We start from the raw sequence: 20,229 nt of genomic DNA, 5'->3' as shown, positions 1-20,229 counted from the left end.
TTGGTCCGTTGTGTTGGGTCTCACCGGCCGCGTCTGCGGGCGGCGGAGGCTTCGAGTCCCGATCGGCGCAGCTGGGCACGTACGTGGCTGCCGCCGTCGGCGCCGGTCCCGAGCACGTGGCTCGCGCCCGAGGCCATGGCCTCGATGGTCTGGCCGAGGGCCGACACGGTCGGCGCCTCATAGAGGATGTGGGGCGGCAGCTCGTCCAGCTCGAACGCCCGGCGCATCGCGGCCACGATGCTGACGCCGAGCAGCGAATTGCCGCCGAGCTCGAAGAAGTTGTCCAGGACGCCGACCCGGTCGAGCTTGAGCGAGTCGCACCAGATGCCGGCGATCTGCTCCTCGGCCGACCCCGACGGCTCCTGGTAGGGGGTGACCAGCTCGGGTCGGGGGTGCCGCTCGCCGCTCACGCCGCCCACGGCGGGCGAGGTGACCGCCTCCAGGTTGAAGCGCGAGCTGCCGAGCACCACCGTCGGGAAGTCCTGCGTGGACACCACGACCCGGGGCTCGCCGCTGGCCAGCGCGCGCAGCAGCGCCCGCCAGCCGTCCTCGAAGTCGATGCCGACGCGGGCCCGGTTGTCGCGGAAGAACTGCTGCAACGCGCCGTCGTACCCGGCCAGCCCCTCCTCCCAGGCGTTCCAGGTCCACTCGCCCCAGTCGATGGCCAGGACCCGCCTGCCGGTGTCGGCGAGCCGGTGGGCGTACCCGTCGAGGAAGGCGTTGGCGGCGCAGTAGTCCACCTGGCCCGGCCCGCCGCCGGTCGCCGAGGTGATGGAGGCGAACAGCACCAGGAAGTCCAGCTCGACCTCGTCGGGCCGGCCGATGCGCAGCGCCTCGGCGATGGCCAGGGTGCCGCCGATCTTCGGAGCGAGCACCTGGTCCAGCTCGTCCGAGCGCTTGAACTGCATCAACCCCATACCGGGGACGCCCGCGGCGTGGAGGACGCCGTGGAGGGCACCGAAGCGCTCGACCGCCGTCTCCACGGCCCGGCGAACGTCCTCGGGCTTGCTGACGTCGCCGGTGACGATCTCGACGCGGCCGCCGAGCCGCTCGATCTCAAGCACTTGCGCGATCCGCCGCCGGGTCGCCTCCTCAACCGCACCCGCCCCGTTGGGGCCCGCACTGTTGGGGCCCGCATCGTGCGGTCCTGCGGCATGCGGCCCCGCGCCCTTAGTGCCCGCGCTCGCCAGGATGCGGGACCACTCCGCGCGGGGTGGCAGGCCGCGGCGGGCGAGGAGGACGAGGTTGGCGTGGCAGTCGCGGGCCAGCCGTTCGGCCAGGCCGAGGGCGATGCCGCCCAGCCCGCCCGTGATCAGGTAGACGCCGCCTTCGCGGAGCGTCTCCGGGTCCGGGTCGACCGCCATGGTCTCGTAACCGGGCACCCAGCGCCGGCCGTGGCGCAGCGCCACGATCCGGTCGGCCTGCGGCCTCCGCAGCTCGGCCACCAGCCCGCCGACCGCGGAACCGCCCCTGCCGGTGGTCGCGAGCGGGCCGGTCGCCAGGTCGATGAGGCGGGTGGCGACCTTCGGGTACTCCAGGGGGATCACCAGGCAGGGACCGATCAGCGTCGCGCCGTCCGGGTTGGACACGTCGTCGCCGAGCACCTGCTGCGTGCCGGTGACGGCGACGTCCAGGGACCAGTCGTCGGTACCGGACTCCGCCGCCGCCCTGGCCAGCGCGACGAGCGTGTGCAGGCCGTACCGGATGGTGGTGTCGCCGGTGGCGGTGTCCAGCGTCCAGAGGTGGACCACCCGCTCCAGCGGCCGGCCGGCGGCGCGCAGGTCGCGCAGCAGCGAGAGCGTGTCGCCCACGCTGCCCGGCCGCACCGTGTAGCCGTCTGCGGTGGCGGCGTACGCGTCGCCGGGGCGTACCAGCGTGACCGTGGCGCCCGCCGTCCGCCGCAGCTCGGCGGCGACCTGGTCGGCGAGCCCGTCGCGGGTGTAGACCAGCCACGAGCCCGGCAGCGCACCCGGCGCGGGCGCGGCGGTCTGTCGCCATACGGGCAGGTACATCCACTGGTCTTCCGGCAGCCTGGGCAGGTTCGTGATCGCCTCGAACAGGTTGTCCGGGTCGAGCGCCGGCAGCGCGCCGACCGGCTGCCGCCGCGCACCGGTCGCGGGCGGGTCGATCCAGTAGCGCTGGCGCTGGAAGGGGTACGTCGGCAGCGGGATGCGCCCCGGCAACCCGGCGGCGAGCCCGGCACCGGGACCTGTGGTGAGCCCGGTGTTCCGGTTTCTGCCGTGGTGGGCGGCCCAGTCGAGGTCGGCGCCGAGCAGCCACAGCCGGGCCAGGCAGCCGGCGAGCACCTCGTCGTCCGGGCGGCTGTCGCTGCCGCCGGGCAGCGCGTTGAGGATGAGCGGCCATCGCTGCGGCGGGCAGCCGGCGGCGCGCACCAGGGCGCCGAGCGACTGCCCCGGACCGATCTCGACCACGGCCAGCTCCGGGTCGGCGAGCAGCGCGTCGACCCCGTCCGCGAACCGCACGGTCCCGCACATGTGCCGGGCCCAGTAGCCCGCGTCGCAGACCAGGTCAGCGTCGGCGATCCCACCGGTCACGTTCGAGATGTACGGCAGGGCGGGCGGGTTGAGCTGAACGTTCGCCTCCACCCAGGCGGTCAGCTCGTCGCTGAGCCGGGCCAGCATCCTGGAGTGGAAGGCGTGGGTGGTCTGCAGCGGGCGGCACGGGATCTCGGCCTGCCGCAGGTCGGCGAGGAGCCCGTCCATCGCCTCGACCGGCCCGGCGACGACCGTCACCTGCGGGCCGTTGACGGCGGCCAGGTCCAGCCCCCGCTCGTCGAGTCTGAACCGGCGGCGCAGCTCGCCGGCGGGCAGCGACACGGCGGCCATCGAGCCGGGCGGCACGCCGTCGATCAGCTTCGCCCGGTACGCCACCAGCGCGACGGCGTCCGGCAGCGACAGGACTCCGGCCAGGCAGGCGGCGACGTACTCGCCGAGGCTGTAGCCCAGCATGATCCGCGGCTGTACGCCCCAGGTCATGAGCGTGCGGGCCAGGGCGTACTCGACGGCGAACAGGGCGGGCTGGACGATCTCCGTACGCTCCAGCACGCCGACCCGCTCGTCCCCACCCGAGCTCGCTCGGCCCAGCAGGGCGGCGAGGTCGGGGGCGGTACCGCGGCCGCCCGCGAGCAGGTCCGCGAGGTCCACCCCGCCCAGCGGCCCGCGCAGGAGCTCCAGGCACTCGTCGAGCGCCGCGCGGAACTCCGGCTCGCGCCGGTACAGCTCGGTGACCAGGCCGGGATACTGCTCCCCCGCCCCGGCGAACAGGAACGCCACCGGACGCCCCTGAACCGTGTCGACCCGGCTCAGCACGCCGGGATTCGGCGATCCCCCACCCACCACGCCGGGGTTCGCCGGCTCCCCGCCCAGCACGGCGGCGGCCGACTCGAGGCTGTCGACGACGGCGACGCGCCGGTGCTCGAACGTCTTGCGCCCCACCTGGAGGGTGAACGCCACGTCCGCCAGCCGGATACCGGGTGAGGCGGCCAGGTGCCGCCCAAGACGCTCGCCCGCCTGGTCGGCCGCGGTGGCGTTGCGCGCGGACACGGGCAGCACCTGGTACCTGCGGGAGGACTCCGGCGAAACGGGCGGCGCCGGGGGCCGGACGGGAGCCTCCTCGACGACCATGTGCACGTTGGTGCCGCCCATGCCGAGCGAGTTGATGCCCGCGATGCGCGGGCGGCCGTCGCGGGTCCGCCATGGGGAGAGCTCGGCGTTGACGTAGAAGGGGCTGTTCTCGAAGTCGATCTCCGGGTTGGGGCTGGTGTAGTGCAGGCTGGCCGGGATCACCCGTTCGCGCAGCGCGAGCGAGGTCTTGATGAGCCCGCTCGCGCCCGCGGCGCGGTCCAGGTGCCCGATGTTGGTCTTCACCGAGCCGATCGGGCAGTACTGGGTCTCCTCGGTGTCGCCGAACGCCCGCGTCAGCGCCGCCAGCTCGATCGGGTCGCCGAGCTCGGTGGCGGTGCCGTGCGCCTCGATGTAGCTGATGTCCTCGCCGGTCACCCCGGCGTCGGCCATCGCGTCGGCGATCACCCTGGCCTGGCCGACCACGCTCGGCGCGGTGAAGCCGACCTTGAGCGCGCCGTCGTTGTTCATCGCCGAACCGCGGATCACGGCCCAGATGTGGTCTCCGTCGCGTACCGCGTCCGACAGCCGCTTGAGCAGCACCACCGCGGCCCCGTCGCCGAACATGCTGCCTCGCGCCCGCGCGTCGAACGTCCGCACGTGACCGTCGGGCGACTCCTGCCCGCCGGGCCCGAACTTGTGCCCGACCCGGTCGGGCACCCGGATCGACACGCCGCCGGCCAGCGCCAGCTCGCACTCGCCGTTGCGCAGGCTCTGCACCGCCAGGTGCGCCGCGACCAGCGAGGTGGAGCAGAACGTCTGCACCGCGACACTCGGCCCGTACAGGTCGAACAGGTAGGAGACCGTCGTGGTGAGAGCGTCCTTGTCGTTGCCCATGATGACCTCGTAGTGGCTGACCTCCTCCTCGTCGTTCAGGAGGTGCTCGCCCATGCGGAGCAGGTACGTGCTGATGTTGCTGCCGCCGAACACGCCGACCCGGCCCCTGCTCTCCGGAACCGCGTACCCGGCCTGCTCCAGCGCCTCCCAGCAGACCTCGATGAACGCCCGCTGCTGCGGGTCCGTGATCGCCGCCATCCGGGGGCTCAGGCCGAAGAACGCGGCGTCGAAGCCGCTGACGTCGTCGAGCACCGGGCGGGCGGGGACGTACGACGGGTCGTGGATGAGGTCGGGGGCCACCCCGGCGGCCAGCAGCTCCTCCTCGGAGAAGAAGCTGATGGATTCGATGCCTTCGCGGAGGTTGTTCCAGAACGTACCCACGTCGGTGGCGCCCGGGAAGTGGCCGGCCATGCCGACGATGGCGATCCGCCGGTCGTCGTCCGTGTCGGCGCCGACGCGGTCGGCAGGTCCGGCGGTGTCCCGCTTGGCCACCGTCGCGGTGCGGGCACTCGTCTTCCCGGTACGGCCGGCGGTGGCGCCCTTCTCGTCGAGGATCCCGGCGAGCGTGTGCACCGTCGGCGCCTCGAACAGCATCACCGTCGGGACCGCGATCCCGAACCGCTTCTTCACCAGGGCCAGCATCTGCAGCGCGACGAGCGAGTTGCCGCCGAGGTCGAAGAAGTTGTCCCTGGTCCCGACCGGCTCGATGCCGAGCACGTCGGACCACAGCTCGGCCAGCGCCCGCTCGGTCGCGGTCAGCGGCGGGCTGTACGGCTGGGGCAGCTCGGGACGGGGGAACCTGGTCCCGCCCGACCCAGGCTCCGGCCCGGCCACCGCCCGGGGCAGCCGGTCGTCGAGACCGCCCGCCGCCACCACGAGGCTCGGCCGGTCGTCGGCCACCAGCCGGTCGAACGCCGCCAGCCCCTCCTCGGTGCTCATGGCGTGCGCGGCCATCGCGGCGCCGATGCCGCCTTCCATGCCTTCGAGCGTCCGGGACCAGGTGTCCCAGCTCGCGGCCACCCACCGGGCCGGCGAGGCGGCGGCGTCGTGGGCGACCGCCGTCAGCGCGGCGTTCGCCGCCGCGTAGCTGCCGAACGTGATGCCGCCCAGCAGCGACGACGTCGAGGAGAACAGCAGGCAGAAGCCGGGCGCCCGCTCGGCGGGGAGCTCGGCGAGCACCTCACGCAGGACCAGCGCGCCTGTCACCTTCGCGCCGAAATGCCTCGCGACGGCTTCCTGGTCGAGGTCGCGCATCGACAGGAACGTGGCCCGGCCGGTCTCGGCGGCGGCATGAATCACCCCGTCGAGCCGCCCGCCCTGCCGCAGCACCTCGGCCAGGAGGGCGCGCATCGCGTCGGCGTCCGTCACATCGGCCTGCGGTGTCAGCACCTCGGCCCCGAGCGCCCGCAGGCGCTGGACGCCCTCGTGGCGCGGGTCACCGGCCGTGGCGGGCACGCCGCCGCGGCTGGTCAGGATCAGCCGGGCGGCTCCGGCCCGCACCAGGTGCTCGGCCACCAGCAGCCCGACGTCCCCGAGACCACCGGTCATCAGGTACGTCCCGCCGGGCCGCACCCCCAGACCGCCCGTCAGGTTTCCGTCCGGGTCGGCGGGGATGTAGTCGCGGGTGTGGCGGCGTCCATCGCGGTAGGCCACCAGGGCGTCCGTCGCCGGACCGCGGAGCTCGGCCACCAGGTCCCGGGCCGTCGCGGCGACGTCTGCTCCAGCCTCGACGTCCACGCAGCGGCAGTCGAGGTTGAGGTACTCCTGGTTGGCGACCAGCGGCAGCGTGGCGGCGGCGGCGTGTCCGGGGTCCGGCACCTCGCCGTCGACGACCACCTGACCGCCCCGGGTGGCCACGATGATCCTGGTGCTGTCGCCGCCCTCGCTGCCCCAGGCGTCGAGCATCCGGGAGAGCGGGAGCACCACCTGGCGCCCGTCGCCACCGGAGCCGGCGTGGTCGAGCAGCCGCAGGTCGAGCAGGACCGTCGGGGTCTCGCTCGCCAGGCTCCTGGCCAGGGCGGCGTGGTCGGCCGCGGACTCGGGGGCGATCGTGTAGCCGCCGGTCATCTCGGCGAACGCGCCGCCCGGCCGTACCAGCACGATCTCGGTGCCGTCGGAGCCCAGCGACTCGACGACCGCCTCGGCGACACCGCCCGCGTCGGCGAGCACCACCCAGCGCCCGGCCGCGCCCGAACCGGTCGTAGCAGAGGCGCTGGTGGCGGCCGGTACGTCGGTCGCGATCCAGCGCGGGACCATGAGCTGGACGTGCGGAGCCGTCTCCTCAGGAGGCGGAGCCGGAGCGGCGGCGGCCAGGGCCTGATGGCGGGGCGGGTCGATCCAGTAGCGCTCCCGCTGGAACGGGTAGCCGGGCAGCCCCACCTTGCGTACGGGACGATCCTGCCGGTAGCCGGCCCAGTCGACCGGCACGCCCGCCAGCCACAACCGCCCCAGGCCCTCGGCCAGTACGGTGCCGGCCGGGCGGGGGTCGGCGGCGGCGGGGAGCGAGGCGACCACCAGCGGCCAGCGGTCGCGGGGGCAGTCGCGGTGACCGCGGGCCATCGCCCCGAGCGACTGCCCGGGGCCGATCTCCAGCAGCGCCGGCTCCCCCTGCTGAAGCAGCGTGCCGAGCACAGCGTCGAACAGCACCGGCCCGCACATGTGCCGCGCCCAGTAGCCGGGGTCGGTCGCCTCGGAGGCGGTGATGAGGGCGCCGGTGACGTTCGAGACGTACGGGATGCGCGGCTCTTCTAGCGTGATGTGGGTGGCGATCCAGCGGGTGAGCTCGTCTCGTACCGGCTCCATCATGCGCGAGTGGAACGCGTGGCTGGTGGCCAGCGGCCGGCACGGCACCGACTCGCCCGCCAGGAACTCCCTGGCCGCCTCCATCGCGGCGGGCGGGCCGGCGAGCACGGTGAGTTCGGGGCCGTTGACCGCGGCCACGTCCACGTCGGCGATGCCCGCCCGCTCCAGCCGGGTCCGCAGGTCGTCGGCGGCCAGCGGCACGGCGCTCATCGCGCCGGCCGGCAGCGCGTCGATCAGCCGTGCCCGGTGGGCGACCAGCGCCAACGCCGAGTCCAGGGTGAGGACGCCCGCCAGGCAGGCGGCCACGTACTCGCCGAGGCTGTAGCCGGCCAGCAGCGCCGGTTCGATGCCCCAGGAGCGTACGAGCTGGGCCAGGGCGTACTCGACCGCGAACAGCGCGGGCTGCAGCACCGCGGTGGGCATGGTGTCGACCGGCGCCGCCTCCCGCCCGAGCAGCCGGTCGAGGCCGGCGGCCTGGCCGGGCTGCCTGGGCAGCAGCAGCTCGGCGAGCGGGTCGACCCCGCCGAGGTGGTCGCGGAGCGTGTCCCGGCACTCGTCGAGCGTCTGCCTGAACACCGGCTCGGTCTCGTACAGCTCGGCGGCCAGGCCCGGGTACTGCTCGCCGGTGCCCGCGATGAGGAACGCGACGGGGCGGTCGGCGCGGCTGTCCGCGCGGGCCAGCACCCCGGCGTCGCGCAGCCCGGCGACGGCCTCGTCCACGGTGGCGGCGACCAGCATCCGGCGGTGCCCGAAGACCTGCCGCCCGGCCTGCAGCGTGTGGGCGACGTCGGGCAGGTGGGGGGTTTCGGACAGTGGGGAGGCGTGGGGGTCGGTCGCGAGGTGGTCGGCGAGGCGTTCGGTCATGGCGTCGGCTGCGGCGGCGGACCGCGCGGACCACACCAGCAGCTCCGGACGCGACGCCGGCACCGGAACGGGCGGCGCCGGAACGGGCGGCGCCTCTTCCAGCACCACGTGGGCGTTGGTCCCGCCGATGCCGAACGCGCTCACCCCCGCCCGCCGGGTCCGGCCGGGCCGGCGCGGCCAGGCGATGAGCCTGGTGACCACCTCCAGCTCGGCCTCACCGGCGCTGAGCTGCGGGTTGGGCTCGGCGAGGTTGCGGGTGGGCGGGATCTCGTCGTGGCGCAGGGCGAGGGCGGTCTTGATGAGGCTGGTGACGCCGGCCGCCCGGTCGAGGTGGCCGAGGTTCGTCTTGACGGAGCCGATCAGGCACGACTCGTCGTGGAACACCTGCTGCAGCGCCGCCAGCTCGGCCGCGTCGCCGAGCGCGGTGCCGGTGCCGTGCGCCTCGACGTAGTCGATGTCGGCGGGCATCAGGCCGGCGCTGGCTAGCGCCTCGGCCATGACGGCGGCCTGGCCCTGTACGCCGGGAGCGGTGAAGCCCACCTTCCTGCCCGCGTCGTTGTTGACGGCCCAGCCCCGGATGACGGCGTAGATCTGGTCCCCGGCGGCCAGCGCGTCCTCCAGCCGGCGCAGCGCCACCACGCCGACGCCGCTGCCGAGCGGGCTGCCCAGGCCGCCCGCGTCGAAGGCGCGGCACTCGCCGTCGGGCGGCGCGATGCCGCCCTGCTGGTACAGGTAGCCGACCCGGTGCGGCACGTTGACCGCGACGCCGCCCGCCAGCGCCAGGTCGCACTCGAACCCGGCCAGGCTGGAGGCCGCCGCGCAGACCGCGACGAGCGACGTGGAGCAGTAGCTCTGCACCGCGTAGCTCGGGCCCGACAGGCCCAGCGTGTGGGCCACGCGCAGGGTCAGCGAGTCCTTGTCGTTGGCCAGGCCGAGGGCCAGCTCGCCCATGGTGGCGGCGAGGTCGTTCGGCATCAGGTTGTGCTGCAGGTACGAGCTCCAGCCGGACCCGCCGAAGACGCCGATCGCGCCGTCGAAGCGGGTGGGGTCGCAGCCGGCGTCCTCCAGGGCCTCCCAGCTGTGTTCCAGGAACAACCGGTGCTGCGGGTCGAGGATCTGGGCCTCCTTCGGGCTGAACCCGAAGAACCCCGCGTCGAACAGCTCGACGCCGTCGATCACCGCCCCGGCCTTCACGTACCCGGGATCCGCCAGCAGGTCCTCGGACACTCCGGCGGCCCGCAACTCCTCATCGGTGAACCGGGTGATGCCGGAACGGCCATCACGGATGTTCGCCCACAATCCGGCCACATCAGCGGCGCCGGGGAACCGCCCCGACATCCCGACTATCGCAATGTCATTGCCGGAGACCTCACCGGCCAGCTCATCAGTCACGTCAACGGTCCTTATCTCGGGACTCAAGCTCAAGTCGGGCTTCATTTCCGTCCGCCCCCTGAACGGGCCCGGCGCCGTCGCTGCCCCCGAGCCGAGCTGGTGGTGAGTGTCTGCCGTGCGGACCCGTCGTCCGACCGCTCAAGCGCGGTCGCGAACTCCGCGACCGTCGGGTGCTCGAACAGCACCGCGGGCGCGATGGTCACACCGAGCTCCTTTTCGATGGCGAGCACCATGGCCATGCCGACCAGGGAGTTGCCTCCGAGGTCGAAGAACGGGTCGTGCACGCCGACCTGCTCGATGCCCAGATAGGCGCCCCACAGGTCGGCGATCCTGGTCTCGGTCTCGCTCCTGGGCGCCACGTACTCGGTCCGCAGCCGCGGCCGCGGGAACCGCTCCCCGCCAGGCGCCGCCGCCGCACCGACCAGGGCGTCGAGGTCGATCATGGACGACCAGTCGCGCAGGACGTCCCGCAGCGGCTGGCGCGCGGCCAGGACGCTGCCGTGGCCGCCGATCACGATCCGGTCGAGGAACGCGCAGCCCGCCTCCTCGGCGAAGCCGTACCTCTCCCGGTAGGCGGTCACCCGCTGGGCCAGGCTGGAGGCGCCCTTGAGGGAGTCGGCCTGCCAGTCGTCGTGCTGCCACGGACCCCACGCGACCGACACCACCCTGGTGGACGGCGCGGTGGCCGCCAGCGCCTCGCCGTACGCGTCGAGGACGGTGTTGGCCGCGCAGTAGTCGCCCTCGCCGATGCCACCGAACGCGGTCACCGCGGAGGAGTACAGGACCAGCAGCTCGGGCCGCTCCCCGGCAGGGGTATCCGGGCCGACCAGCTCGGCGAGGGGTCCCATCGCCAGCACCTTGGGCGCGAGCACCGCCCCCGCCTCGGCCACGGTCCGCCGCTGCACCATCCCACCGGCCGGGACGCCGGCCGCGTGGATCACGCCGGTCAGGGTGCCGAAGTGCTCCCGGCACCGGCGCAGCGCCCGCCGCAGCTCGTCGGGGACACCGGCGTCGGCGGTCAGCAACAGCACCTCGGCCCCGGCCGCCTCGAGCGCGGCGACATCTTCCAGACTCCGCGCCACCTTCCCGCCCGGCTCGGGCACGTCCTGCGCCCCGGCTCCCGCCCCAGCCTCCGGCGGGGCGACGTGCGAGGCGGCGTCCAGGCCGCCGTGCGGGGCGGCGTTCAGGGGGGTACGGCCCACCAGGGCGAGCCGCCGTACTCCGGCGCGTACCAGGTGCTTGGCCAGCCCCATGCCGAGTCCCCGGGTACCACCGGTGATCAGGTAGACGCCGTCGGCCCGCCACGGGCTCCCGGCCGGCTCACCCTGGTCGGGGACCTCGCCCCAGCTCTTCACCCAGCGACGGCCGCGCCGCCAGCCGGTCAGCCGGTCGTGCGCCTCGTCGGGCTCCCTGAGCAGCTCGTGGACGAGCTGCCCGGCGGCCTGCGCGTCGTCCTCCGGGTCGAGGTCGACGCCGCTCCAGGTCAGTCCGGTGTACTCGTGGTGCGCCGCCCGCCCGAGCCCGTGCGTCACGGCCCGGTACGGCGCGAGCGCGTCACCGCCGAGGATCTCGGCAGCCCCTTGGGTGACCGTCAGCAGCCGTACCCCCTGGCGCGCGGGCAGCTCACCCATCGCCTGTACGGCCAGCAGCAGGCTGTCGAACCCGTACCCGACGGCCGCCCGCAGCTCCTCGTCGGTGGCGTACACCGGGGTGGCGGCCGTGGCGAGCCGGCTCCACAGGTGGACCACCTGCACGGGTCCCGGCTCCGTGACGGCGGCGAACACCTGGGCGTAGTGCTCGGGCACGGCGGGGTCGATGACGATGCGACGACCGTCCTGCCGCAGACCGTTCCCGGCGACGACCTCGATCACCTGGGTCCCGGCCGCAGCGGCCGACTCGGCGAGCGCCGCACCGACCCCCGCCGAGTCGGCGAAGACCACCAACGGCCCACTGAGCCGTACGGCAGGCGCGACGTCCCCCGGACGGCCATCGCCGGAGGCAAGATGCGGTGCGACGTCCCGGGAGGCCAGGTGCGCCGGGGTGGGGCGGGTGGTGTCCTGCTGCCAGATCGGGGCGAAGGCGAAGTCGGCCGGTTTGGCGGGCCGGTCGGTCGGGGGTACGTCCCGGCCCTGGTCCGGCCAGAAGCGGGTGCGCTGGAAGGGGTAGGCGGGCAGGTCGACGAGGCGGGCGCCGACCGGGCGGGTGGGCTCCCAGTTCAGCGTGACGCCCAGCTCCCACAGCCGCCCGCACGCCTCCAGCAGCTCGGACCGCGCGTCCCGCCGCTCCCCCGCCGTCCACAGCGGCGGCAGGGTGCCGAGTACGGTGGCCGGCCGGTCGGACAGGTTCTGCCGGACCAGCCCCCCGAGGGTCTGGCCGGGGCCGAGCTCGACGAAGACGTCTACTTCCTGGACGTCTACTCCCTGGACGTCTACTCCCTGGACGTCTACTCCCTGCGAGACGCAGTGCCGTACGGCATCGGCGAATCGGACCGGGCTAACCAGCTGATCGGCCCAGTACTGGGAGCTGGTGGCCTGCTCGGCCGTCAGCGCGACACCGGTGAGGTTGGACACGATGGTGATGGCCGGGGCCTGACGCGGCACGGAGTCGAGCAGTGCGGCCAGCTTCTCCCGGGCCGGCTGGAGCAGCGACGAGTGGAACGCGTGCGCGGACCGCAGCGGCCGGCAGGCGACACCCTCGGCGGTGAGGCGGCGGGTCACGGCCTCGATGTCCTCGGGCCGCCCGCTGAGCACGGTCATCGAGGGCCCGTTGAGCGCCGCGACATCCACCTCGAACTCGGCGCCGGCGAGCAGGCCCCGGACGCGGTCCTCGCCTGCGGCGACGGCGACCATGCGGCCCGGCGGGGCGGCGGCGATCAGGCGGGCTCGTTCGGCCACCACGTACAGGGCGTCCTCGAGGGTGAACACGCCGCCGAGGCAGGCGGCGACGTACTCGCCGAGGCTGTAGCCGATGAGCAGGTCCGGGGTGACGCCCCAGTGGGACAGGAGCCGGGCGAGCGCGTACTCGACGGTGAAGAGGAACGGGTGCGCCACCTCGGCGTGGCTGAGCGGGTCGTCGGCCCGGTCCTCCCTGGGACCGTCACGGCCCAGCAACGCGGCAAGGTCCCCGCCCGAGGTCCGCGCCCCGTCCGGACCCGAGGGGCGTGCCCGGTCCAGGCCCGAGGACCGTGACGGGTCCACGCCCGAGGGCCGTTCCTGGTCGGCGTTCTCCTGGTGAACGGCGGAGTCAGCGTCGTCGCTCCGTTCGGCTGCGGGGCCGAACAGCGGGCGCAGGTCCACGCCGCACCGGTCGGCGGCCAACTCGACGCAGCGGTCCACCGCCTCGGCGTAGACGGGCTCGGTGCGGTACAGCTCCCTGCCGAGACCGATGTACTGGTCGCCGACACCGGGCAGCAGGAACGCCACCCGGGGGCGGCCCTTCACCCGGTGGACGCCGCCCTCGGTCGCCACGCGGCCCAGCAGGCGGATGGCCTCCGGGAGGTCGGCGCAGACCAGGGCGCGCCGATGGTCGTGTTCGGCGCGACCGGCCTGCAGCGTGCGAGCCACATCGGCCAGGGCCGCTGCCGGCCGGGCCGTTTCCGGTCGGGCCGCCAACGCCGCGGCCAGGCGCCCGGCGTGCTCCCGCAGGGCGGCATCACTGGCCGCCGACACGGGCAGCACCATCGCCGGAGCACCCCCGACCGTGCCGTGCCCGGCGGCGGCGGCTTCCGGCAGGTCGTCGGACAACCTCCGGGAATCGCTGGAAGCGGCAGCGGACCTCACGGATTCGGCGGGCTCGGGGGCGGACTCCAGGATGACGTGGGCGTTCGTGCCCGACCAGCCGAACGAGCTCACCCCCGCCAGCCGCGGCCCCGCCCCCGTGAACGGCTGCGGCGTCCCGGTCACCGGCAGGACCGTCCCGTCCTCCGGGATCGCCGCCGCCGGGTCCGACAGGTGCAGGTTCGGCGGGATCAGGTCGCTCTCCAGGACCAGGACCGTCTTGATCAGCCCGGCCATCCCGGCCGCCGCCTGCGTGTGCCCGATGTTGGTCTTCACCGCGCCGACCCGTAACGGCCGGGTGCCGGGGCGCCGGCCGAAGACGTCGTGCAGGGCCGACAGCTCGATGGCGTCTCCCAGGTGGGTGCCCGAGCCGTGCGCCTCCACGTACGAGATGTCGTCGGGGGTGACCCGCGCGGCGGCCAGGGCGCGGCCGATCACGTCGGCCTGGGCGCCGCGGTTGGGGGCGGTGAGACCGTTGCTGCGGCCGTCCTGGTTGACGGCCGAACCGCGGATCACCGCGCGGATGCGGCGGCCGTTCTGGATCGCCTTGGACAGCGGCTCCAGCACCACGACGCCGCCGCCCTCGCCCATGACGTAGCCGTCGGCGCTCGCGTCGAACGTCTTGCACTTCCCGTCCGCGCACAGCATCGACGCCGCGCACGCCTGGATGAAGGTGCTCGGGTGGAACGTCATCGACGCCCCGGCGGCGATCGCGAGGTCGCATTCGCCGCGCCGCAGCGCCTCCGCCGCGAGGTGGACCGCGATCAGCGAGGACGAGCACGCCGTGTCGATGGCCATGGTGGGGCCGCACAGGTTGAGCAGGTACGCGATGCGCCCGGCCGCGACGCTCATGGACGAGCCCTGGCCCAGGTACGGGTCCGCGAGCGCCTCCGCGCCGTGCCGTTCGAGCTGGAGCCTGCCGTACTGGAGGCTGTCCATGTAGCCGACCATCACCCCGGTACGGCTGCCCGACAGGCGCGACGGCGGCGCGCCCGCGTCCTCCAGGCCCTCCCAGGCCAGTTCGAGCAGGAGGCGCTGCGTCGGGTCCATCCGCAGGGCCTCGCGCGGCGAAAGGCCGAAGAACTCGGCGTCCCAGCCGGCGATGTCCGGCAGGAAGGAGCCGTACCTGGTGTACATGCCGCCGGGGGTACGCGGGTCGGGGTCGTAGTAGTCGTCGATGTCCCACCGGGAGGGCGGCACCTCGGTGACCGCGCTGCCGCCGTCGCGCAACAGGTTCCAGAAACCCTCGACCGTGTCGCCGCCACCGGGGTAGCGGCACGCCATCCCGATGATCGCGATGGGCTCGTGCTGACGATCTTCGGCCTCGGCGAGGCGGCGGCGGGTCTGGGTCAGTTCGACGGTCACGCGCTTGAGATAGTCGCGAAGTTTGTCCTCGGTCGCCATCGGACGAGCCTTTCCGGTAACGAGAGTCATGGTCAGAATTCGTTGTCGATGAGCGCGAAGATCTCTTCATCGGTCGCGGAGTCGATCTTCTCCGCCGCGCCGTTCATGCCGTCGGGATCGGCTCCGAGCCTGGTCAGGGCACTCTGCAGAATCGGGATGAGCTTGCCGCGGATGCTCTCGGCGTCGCCGTTGGCGCGGGCGAGTATCGAGTCGACGCGTTCCAGCGCGCCGCGCAGCGTGTCCTCCGCCGAGGGGGCTGCCGGGGCGAGCTTGCTGAGCAGGTAGCCGGCCAGCGTGGTGACGGTCGGGTGGTCGAAGACCAGGGTCGCGGGCAGCCGCAGCCCCGTTTCGGCGTTGAGCCGGTTGCGCAGCTCGACCGCCGTCAGCGAGTCGAAGCCCAGCGTGTTGAACGCGCTGCCGACGTCGACCGCGTCCACGCTGTCGTGCGCGAGGACGGCGGCGACGTGCGCGCGGATGACGTCGGTGACCAGTCTGCGGGCGTCGGTCTCCGACAGGCCGGGCAGCCGGGCGGCCAGCCCGGGGTTGCCCGCGTGCTGCCCGGATCCGGTACGGCGCGGCGCGCGGACCAGACCGCACAGCAGGGGCGGCAGGTCACCCGCCGTGGCTCTGGCCCGCAGCCCGGTACCGTCCCAGCCGGAGGCGACGACGAGGGCCTCGTCACCGCCGAGCGCCGCGTCGAACAGCTCCAGCCCCTGCACCACGCTCAGCGGCGCCACTCCCGCGCGGGCCAGGCGGGCGGTGTCGGCCGCGGTCAGCGCACCGGTCATGCCAGAGCCGGTGTCCCACAGCCCCCAGGCCACCGACACCGCGGGCAGGCCGAGCCCGCGCCGGTGCGTGGCCAGCACGTCGAGGAACGCGTTCGCGGCGGCGTAGTTGCCCTGCCCGGCATTGCCCAGCACGCCCGCCAGCGACGAGAACACCACGAACGAGGTCAGCGGCAGGCCCCGGGTCAGCTCGTGCAGGTGCCACGCCGCGTCCGCCTTCGGGGCGAACACCGTCTCCAGCTTCCGCTCCGACAGCCCCTCCAGAGTGGCGTCGTCCAGGACTCCCGCGGTGTGCACCACGCCGGTCAGCGGCCGGTCTTCGGGGATCGAGGCCAGCAGTACGGCCAGAGCGTCGCGGTCGGACACGTCGCAGGCGGTCACCGTGACCCGCGCCCCGAGGTCCGCCAGGCTCGACACCAACTCGCCTGCCCCCGGCGCCTCGGGCCCGCGCCGCGAGACCAGCAGCAGCTCCCGTACCCCATGCCGCTCCACCAGCCGCCGCGCGACCAGAGCGCCCAGCCCACCGGTCCCGCCGGTCACCAGCACCGTGCCCGTGCCTTGGGGAGAAGCCGTGGTCGCGCCCGCGCCATGGGCGGACGATGTGGCCGGACGGCGGGTCAGGCGGGGCGCCAGCGGCACTCCATCGCGTATCGCCAGCTGCGGCTCACCGGCGTCGATCGCCGCCGCCACCAGGTCCCAGTCCGTGACGCCCTCTTCCGCGTCCACCAGCGCGAACCGCCCTGGCTGCTCGGTCTGCGCCGACCGGACGAGGCCCCAGACGACCCCGGCGGCCACGGCCGCGGCGTCGACATGGTCTGTGGCGAGGACGCCCCGGGTGACGAACACCAGCCGGGCCCGCGCGTCGACCGGCCAGCTCCGCAGCAGGTCCAGCACCCGGCCGAACAACTCCCGCGCCCCGGCGGTCACGCTCGTGGAAGGGGCCTCGCACCGGACCGCGACGAAGTCCGCGACGCCCGCCTCCGAAGCCGCCGGTGCGCCCGGCCTGCCCGATCCGCCTGACGCCGCCGTGAGGTCGTCCTCATCCAGCCAGACCCAGCGCGAGCCACCGTCCTCCGAAGACGCGCCGCCGCGCTCTACGGGCACCTTCACCCAGTCGAGCCCCTGCGGGACCGCGCCCCCTGAGGGCGACGGCTCGACCGGTACGGCCCTGGCCCGCAGCGACTCGATCGACAGCACCGCCCGGCCGGAGACGTCGGCCGCCTCCACCACGGCGTCGTCGCCCGCCCACGCCAGCCGTACCCGCAGCACAGAAGAGGCCCCCGGCGCACCCAGCCGCACTCCCCGGAACACGAACGGCAGCCGCAGCTCCCCGGAGCCCGAACCCGAGCCCGCGAGCAGCAGCGGGTGGAACGCCGCGTCGAGCACCGCCGGGTGCATCCCGTAGCCGTCGAGCTCCACCCTGTCGGGCGCCACGACCTCCGCGAACAGCTCCTCGTCCCGCCGCCACACCGCTCGCACGCCCTGGAACGCCGGACCGTACTCGTACCCCGAGTCCGCCAGCCGCTCGTAGCCGCCGTCGACGTTCACCGGCGACCCGCCCACGGGCGGCCAGGCCGTGGCCCAGCCGAACTCCCCAGCGGGAACCGCGGTTTCGAGGAGCGTGCCCGACGCGTGCCGTACCCACTCGGAGTCCGGCGAGGCGGAGAAGACGGTCAGCGCACGCCGTCCGGCGGTGTCGGCCGGGCTCACCGTGATCTGCAGCCCGACCTCACCCGTGGCGGGCAGGACCAGCGGCGCCTCCAGCGTGAGCTCCTCCAGCAGGTCGCAGTCCGCGACCGCGACCGCCTCCAGCGCCAGCTCGACGAACGCGGCGCCGGGCAGCAGCACGCTCCCGGAGACCGAGTGGTCGGCGAGCCACGGCAGCGCGGCCGGCGACAGCCGGCCGTTGAGCAGGAACCCGTCGTCCGCCACCGGGACGACGGCGGTCAGCAACGGATGCCGCGAGCCGCCGATGCCCGTGCCGCCCGCCTGCCGGGCGCGCCGCTCACCGGTCTTGAGCCAGTACGTACGCCGGTCGAAGGCATAGGTGGGCACGTCCACCTGCCGATACGGAACATCGGCCAGCGCCACCCGCCAGTCGACATCGGCCCCGAGGACCCACGCCTGGGCCAGCGCGGCCAGGAACCGGCGCCAGTCACCGGCACCGCGCCGCAGCGACCCGCAGACCCCGGCGGTCATGCCCGCTTCGTGGCAGATGTCCTCGATGTCGCCGCCGAGCACGGGATGCGGGCTGACCTCGACGAACAGCGGCGTCCCGAACGACGCGAACGCCCCGACGGACTCGCGGAAGAGGACGGGGTTGCGCAGGTTGTCGTACCAGTAGGCGGCGTCCAGCCCGGTCGGCTCGACGAAGGTGCCGGCCATGGAGGAGGAGAAGGCCACGTCCGTCGCCTGCGGCGCGATGCCGGCCAGCGTGGCGAGCAACTCCTCGCGCAGCACTTCCACGTGCGGGGTGTGCGAGGCGTAGTCGACGGCGATCCTGCGCACCCGGACCGTCTCGCCGCACGCCGCCGCGAACTCGTCCAGCGCGTCCACATCCCCTGCCACGACCGTGCCCGCCGGCCCGCTGTGCACGGCCACCCACAGGCGATCCGCCCACGGCTCCAGCCGGACCTCCTCGGCGGGCAGCGCCACGGCGAGCATCCCGCCCGTGGCGGCCAGCCCGCGCACCACGGCCTGGCTGCGCAGCGCCACGATCCTGGCCGCGTCGTCGAGCGTCAGCGCCCCGGCGACACAGGCCGCCGCGATCTCACCCTGCGAATGACCCACCACCGCCGCCGGATCCACGCCCAGCGACCGCCACACCTCCGCCAGCGACACCATCACCGCGAACAGCGCCGGCTGAATGACCTCCGAACCCACCAGCTCGCCCGCACGCAGGGCCCCCACCACAGACCAGCCGGTGTACGGCGCGAGCGCGGCATCGCACCGGCTCATCCACTCCCGGAACACCTCGCTGGACTCCAGAAGATCCACCGCCATGCCCGTCCACTGCGAACCCTGGCCGGGGAAGACGAACACCGGTCGGACATCCGCCGGCGCCGTGCCACTGGTCACCGCCGCATGCGACTCACCCGCCGCCAGCGCCGCCAAGCCCGCCACCAGCTCATCCCGGTCCGCGGCCACCACCACGGCGCGGTGCGCGAACCGCGCCCGCCGAGCGAGTACGGCTCCCGCGACGGCCAGATCCTCATCTGCCGCGGTGGCCGCGTACGTTCGCAAACGGCCCGCCTGCGCATGTAGCGACATTTCCGTTTTGGCGGACAACGCCCACACCAGCGGGCCATCCACCGCCACAGGTTCGGGCACCACCTCCGGCGCCTGCTCCAAGATCACATGAGCATTGGTCCCGCTGATGCCGAACCCCGAGACCGCGGCCCGCATCGGCCGGTCCGAGACCGGCCAGGCCACCGCTTCCGTCAACAGTTCCACGGCCCCGGCCGACCAGTCCGCGTGCGGCGTCGGCTCGTCCACGTGCAGCGTGGCCGGCAGGGTCCGATGTTCCAGCGCCTTCACCATCTTGATCACCCCGGCGACCCCGGCGGCGGCCTGGGTGTGGCCGATGTTCGACTTCACCGAGCCGAGCCGCAGCGGGCGGTCCGCCGGCCGGTCCTGCCCGTAGGCGGCGATGATCGACTCGGCCTCGATCGGGTCGCCGAGCCGGGTGCCGGTGCCGTGCGCCTCGACGGCGTCCACGTCGCGGGGTTCGAGCCGGGCGTCGGCCAGCGCCTGCCGGTACACCTCCCGCTGCGCCGGACCGCTCGGCGCGGTCATGCCGTTGCTGGCGCCGTCCTGGTTGACGGCCGAGCCGCGGATCACCGCGAGAATCCGGCGGCCCTCGCGCTGCGCGTCGGACAGCCGTTCCAGCAGGATCACACCCGCGCCCTCGGCCCAGGCGGCGCCGTCGGCGGCGGCCGAGAACGCCTTGCACCGGCCGTCGGGCGACAAAGCCTGCTGCCGCGAGAACTCCACGAACGGGTCCGGCGCCGCCATCACCGTCACGCCGCCGGCCAGCGCCAGCGCGCATTCGCCGCGCCTCAGGGCCTGGACCGCCAGGTGTACGGTGACCAGCGACGACGAGCACGCGGTGTCCAGGGTGACGGCCGGGCCCTCCAGCCCGAAGGTGTACGCCACCCGGCCCGACAGGACGCTCGGCGTGCTGGAGGTGAGCAGCGTACCCTCGACGGACTCGGGGATGGCCCCGAGGTAGCGGTCGGCGTAGTACTCGTACATGGTCCCCGCGTAGACGCCGGTCCTGCTGCCGCGCAGCGCGTCCGGGTCGAGGCCGGCCCGCTCGAACGCCTCCCAGCTCACCTCCAGGAACAGCCGGTGCTGCGGGTCGGTGGCCAGCGCGCCGCGCGGGCTCATCCCGAAGAAGGGGGCGTCGAAGTCGCCGGCGTCGTACAAGAAGCCGCCGTGCCGCGTGTACGACGTGCCGAACGCGTCGGGAGCCGGGTCGTACAGGGCGTCGAGGTCCCAGCCGCGATCGGCGGGGAACTCGCCGATCGCGTCCACGCCCGAGGACACCACCTCCCACAGATCCTCGGGTCCGGTCACGCCGCCGGGGTAGCGGCAGGCCATCCCGATGATCGCGATGGGCTCGTGGCGACGGTCTTCGATCTCGGCGAGGCGGCGGCGTGTCTGGGTCAGTTCCACGGTCACGCGCTTGAGGTAGTCGCGCAGCTTGTCCTCGGTCGACATCTGTCG

Annotated in this window: 3 protein-coding genes; all 3 read right to left on the bottom strand. The window is 74.0% G+C overall.

The genetic code is table 11. The annotated features are described in order from the left end of the window. Positions 1–20: 20 nt before the first annotated feature. Genes LDL49_RS07080 through LDL49_RS07070 form a run of 3 tightly spaced genes read right to left on the bottom strand, consistent with a single transcriptional unit; the run spans position 21 to position 20,223 of the window. Entirely contained in the window at positions 21–9,536 is a 9,516-nt protein-coding gene (locus tag LDL49_RS07080) for a type I polyketide synthase (protein WP_225290117.1), read from the bottom strand. 41 nt (positions 9,537–9,577) lie between these two features. After that, positions 9,578–14,716: a type I polyketide synthase gene (locus LDL49_RS07075; protein ID WP_225290116.1), complete on the bottom strand. Its 5,139-nt coding sequence runs from the start codon at positions 14,714–14,716 to the stop codon at positions 9,578–9,580. Positions 14,717–14,748: 32 nt separating this feature from the next. Further along, the gene (locus LDL49_RS07070; protein ID WP_225290115.1) at positions 14,749–20,223 is read right to left on the bottom strand and encodes a type I polyketide synthase; all 5,475 of its coding nucleotides are present in this window, start codon (positions 20,221–20,223) and stop codon (positions 14,749–14,751) included. Between the last annotated feature and the right edge of the window lie 6 nt (positions 20,224–20,229).

The sequence above is a fragment of the Nonomuraea aurantiaca genome, from assembly GCF_020215705.1.
Taxonomy (GTDB): domain Bacteria; phylum Actinomycetota; class Actinomycetes; order Streptosporangiales; family Streptosporangiaceae; genus Nonomuraea; species Nonomuraea aurantiaca.
This window is presented reverse-complemented; position numbering and strand designations above follow the sequence as displayed.

Bases quoted from the DNA above. Each gene is read 5' to 3' on its own strand.
- LDL49_RS07075 (WP_225290116.1), bottom strand. From the start codon at position 14,716: ATGGCGACCGAGGACAAACTTCGCGACTATCTCAAGCGCGTGACCGTC.
- LDL49_RS07070 (WP_225290115.1), bottom strand. From the start codon at position 20,223: ATGTCGACCGAGGACAAGCTGCGCGACTACCTCAAGCGCGTGACCGTG.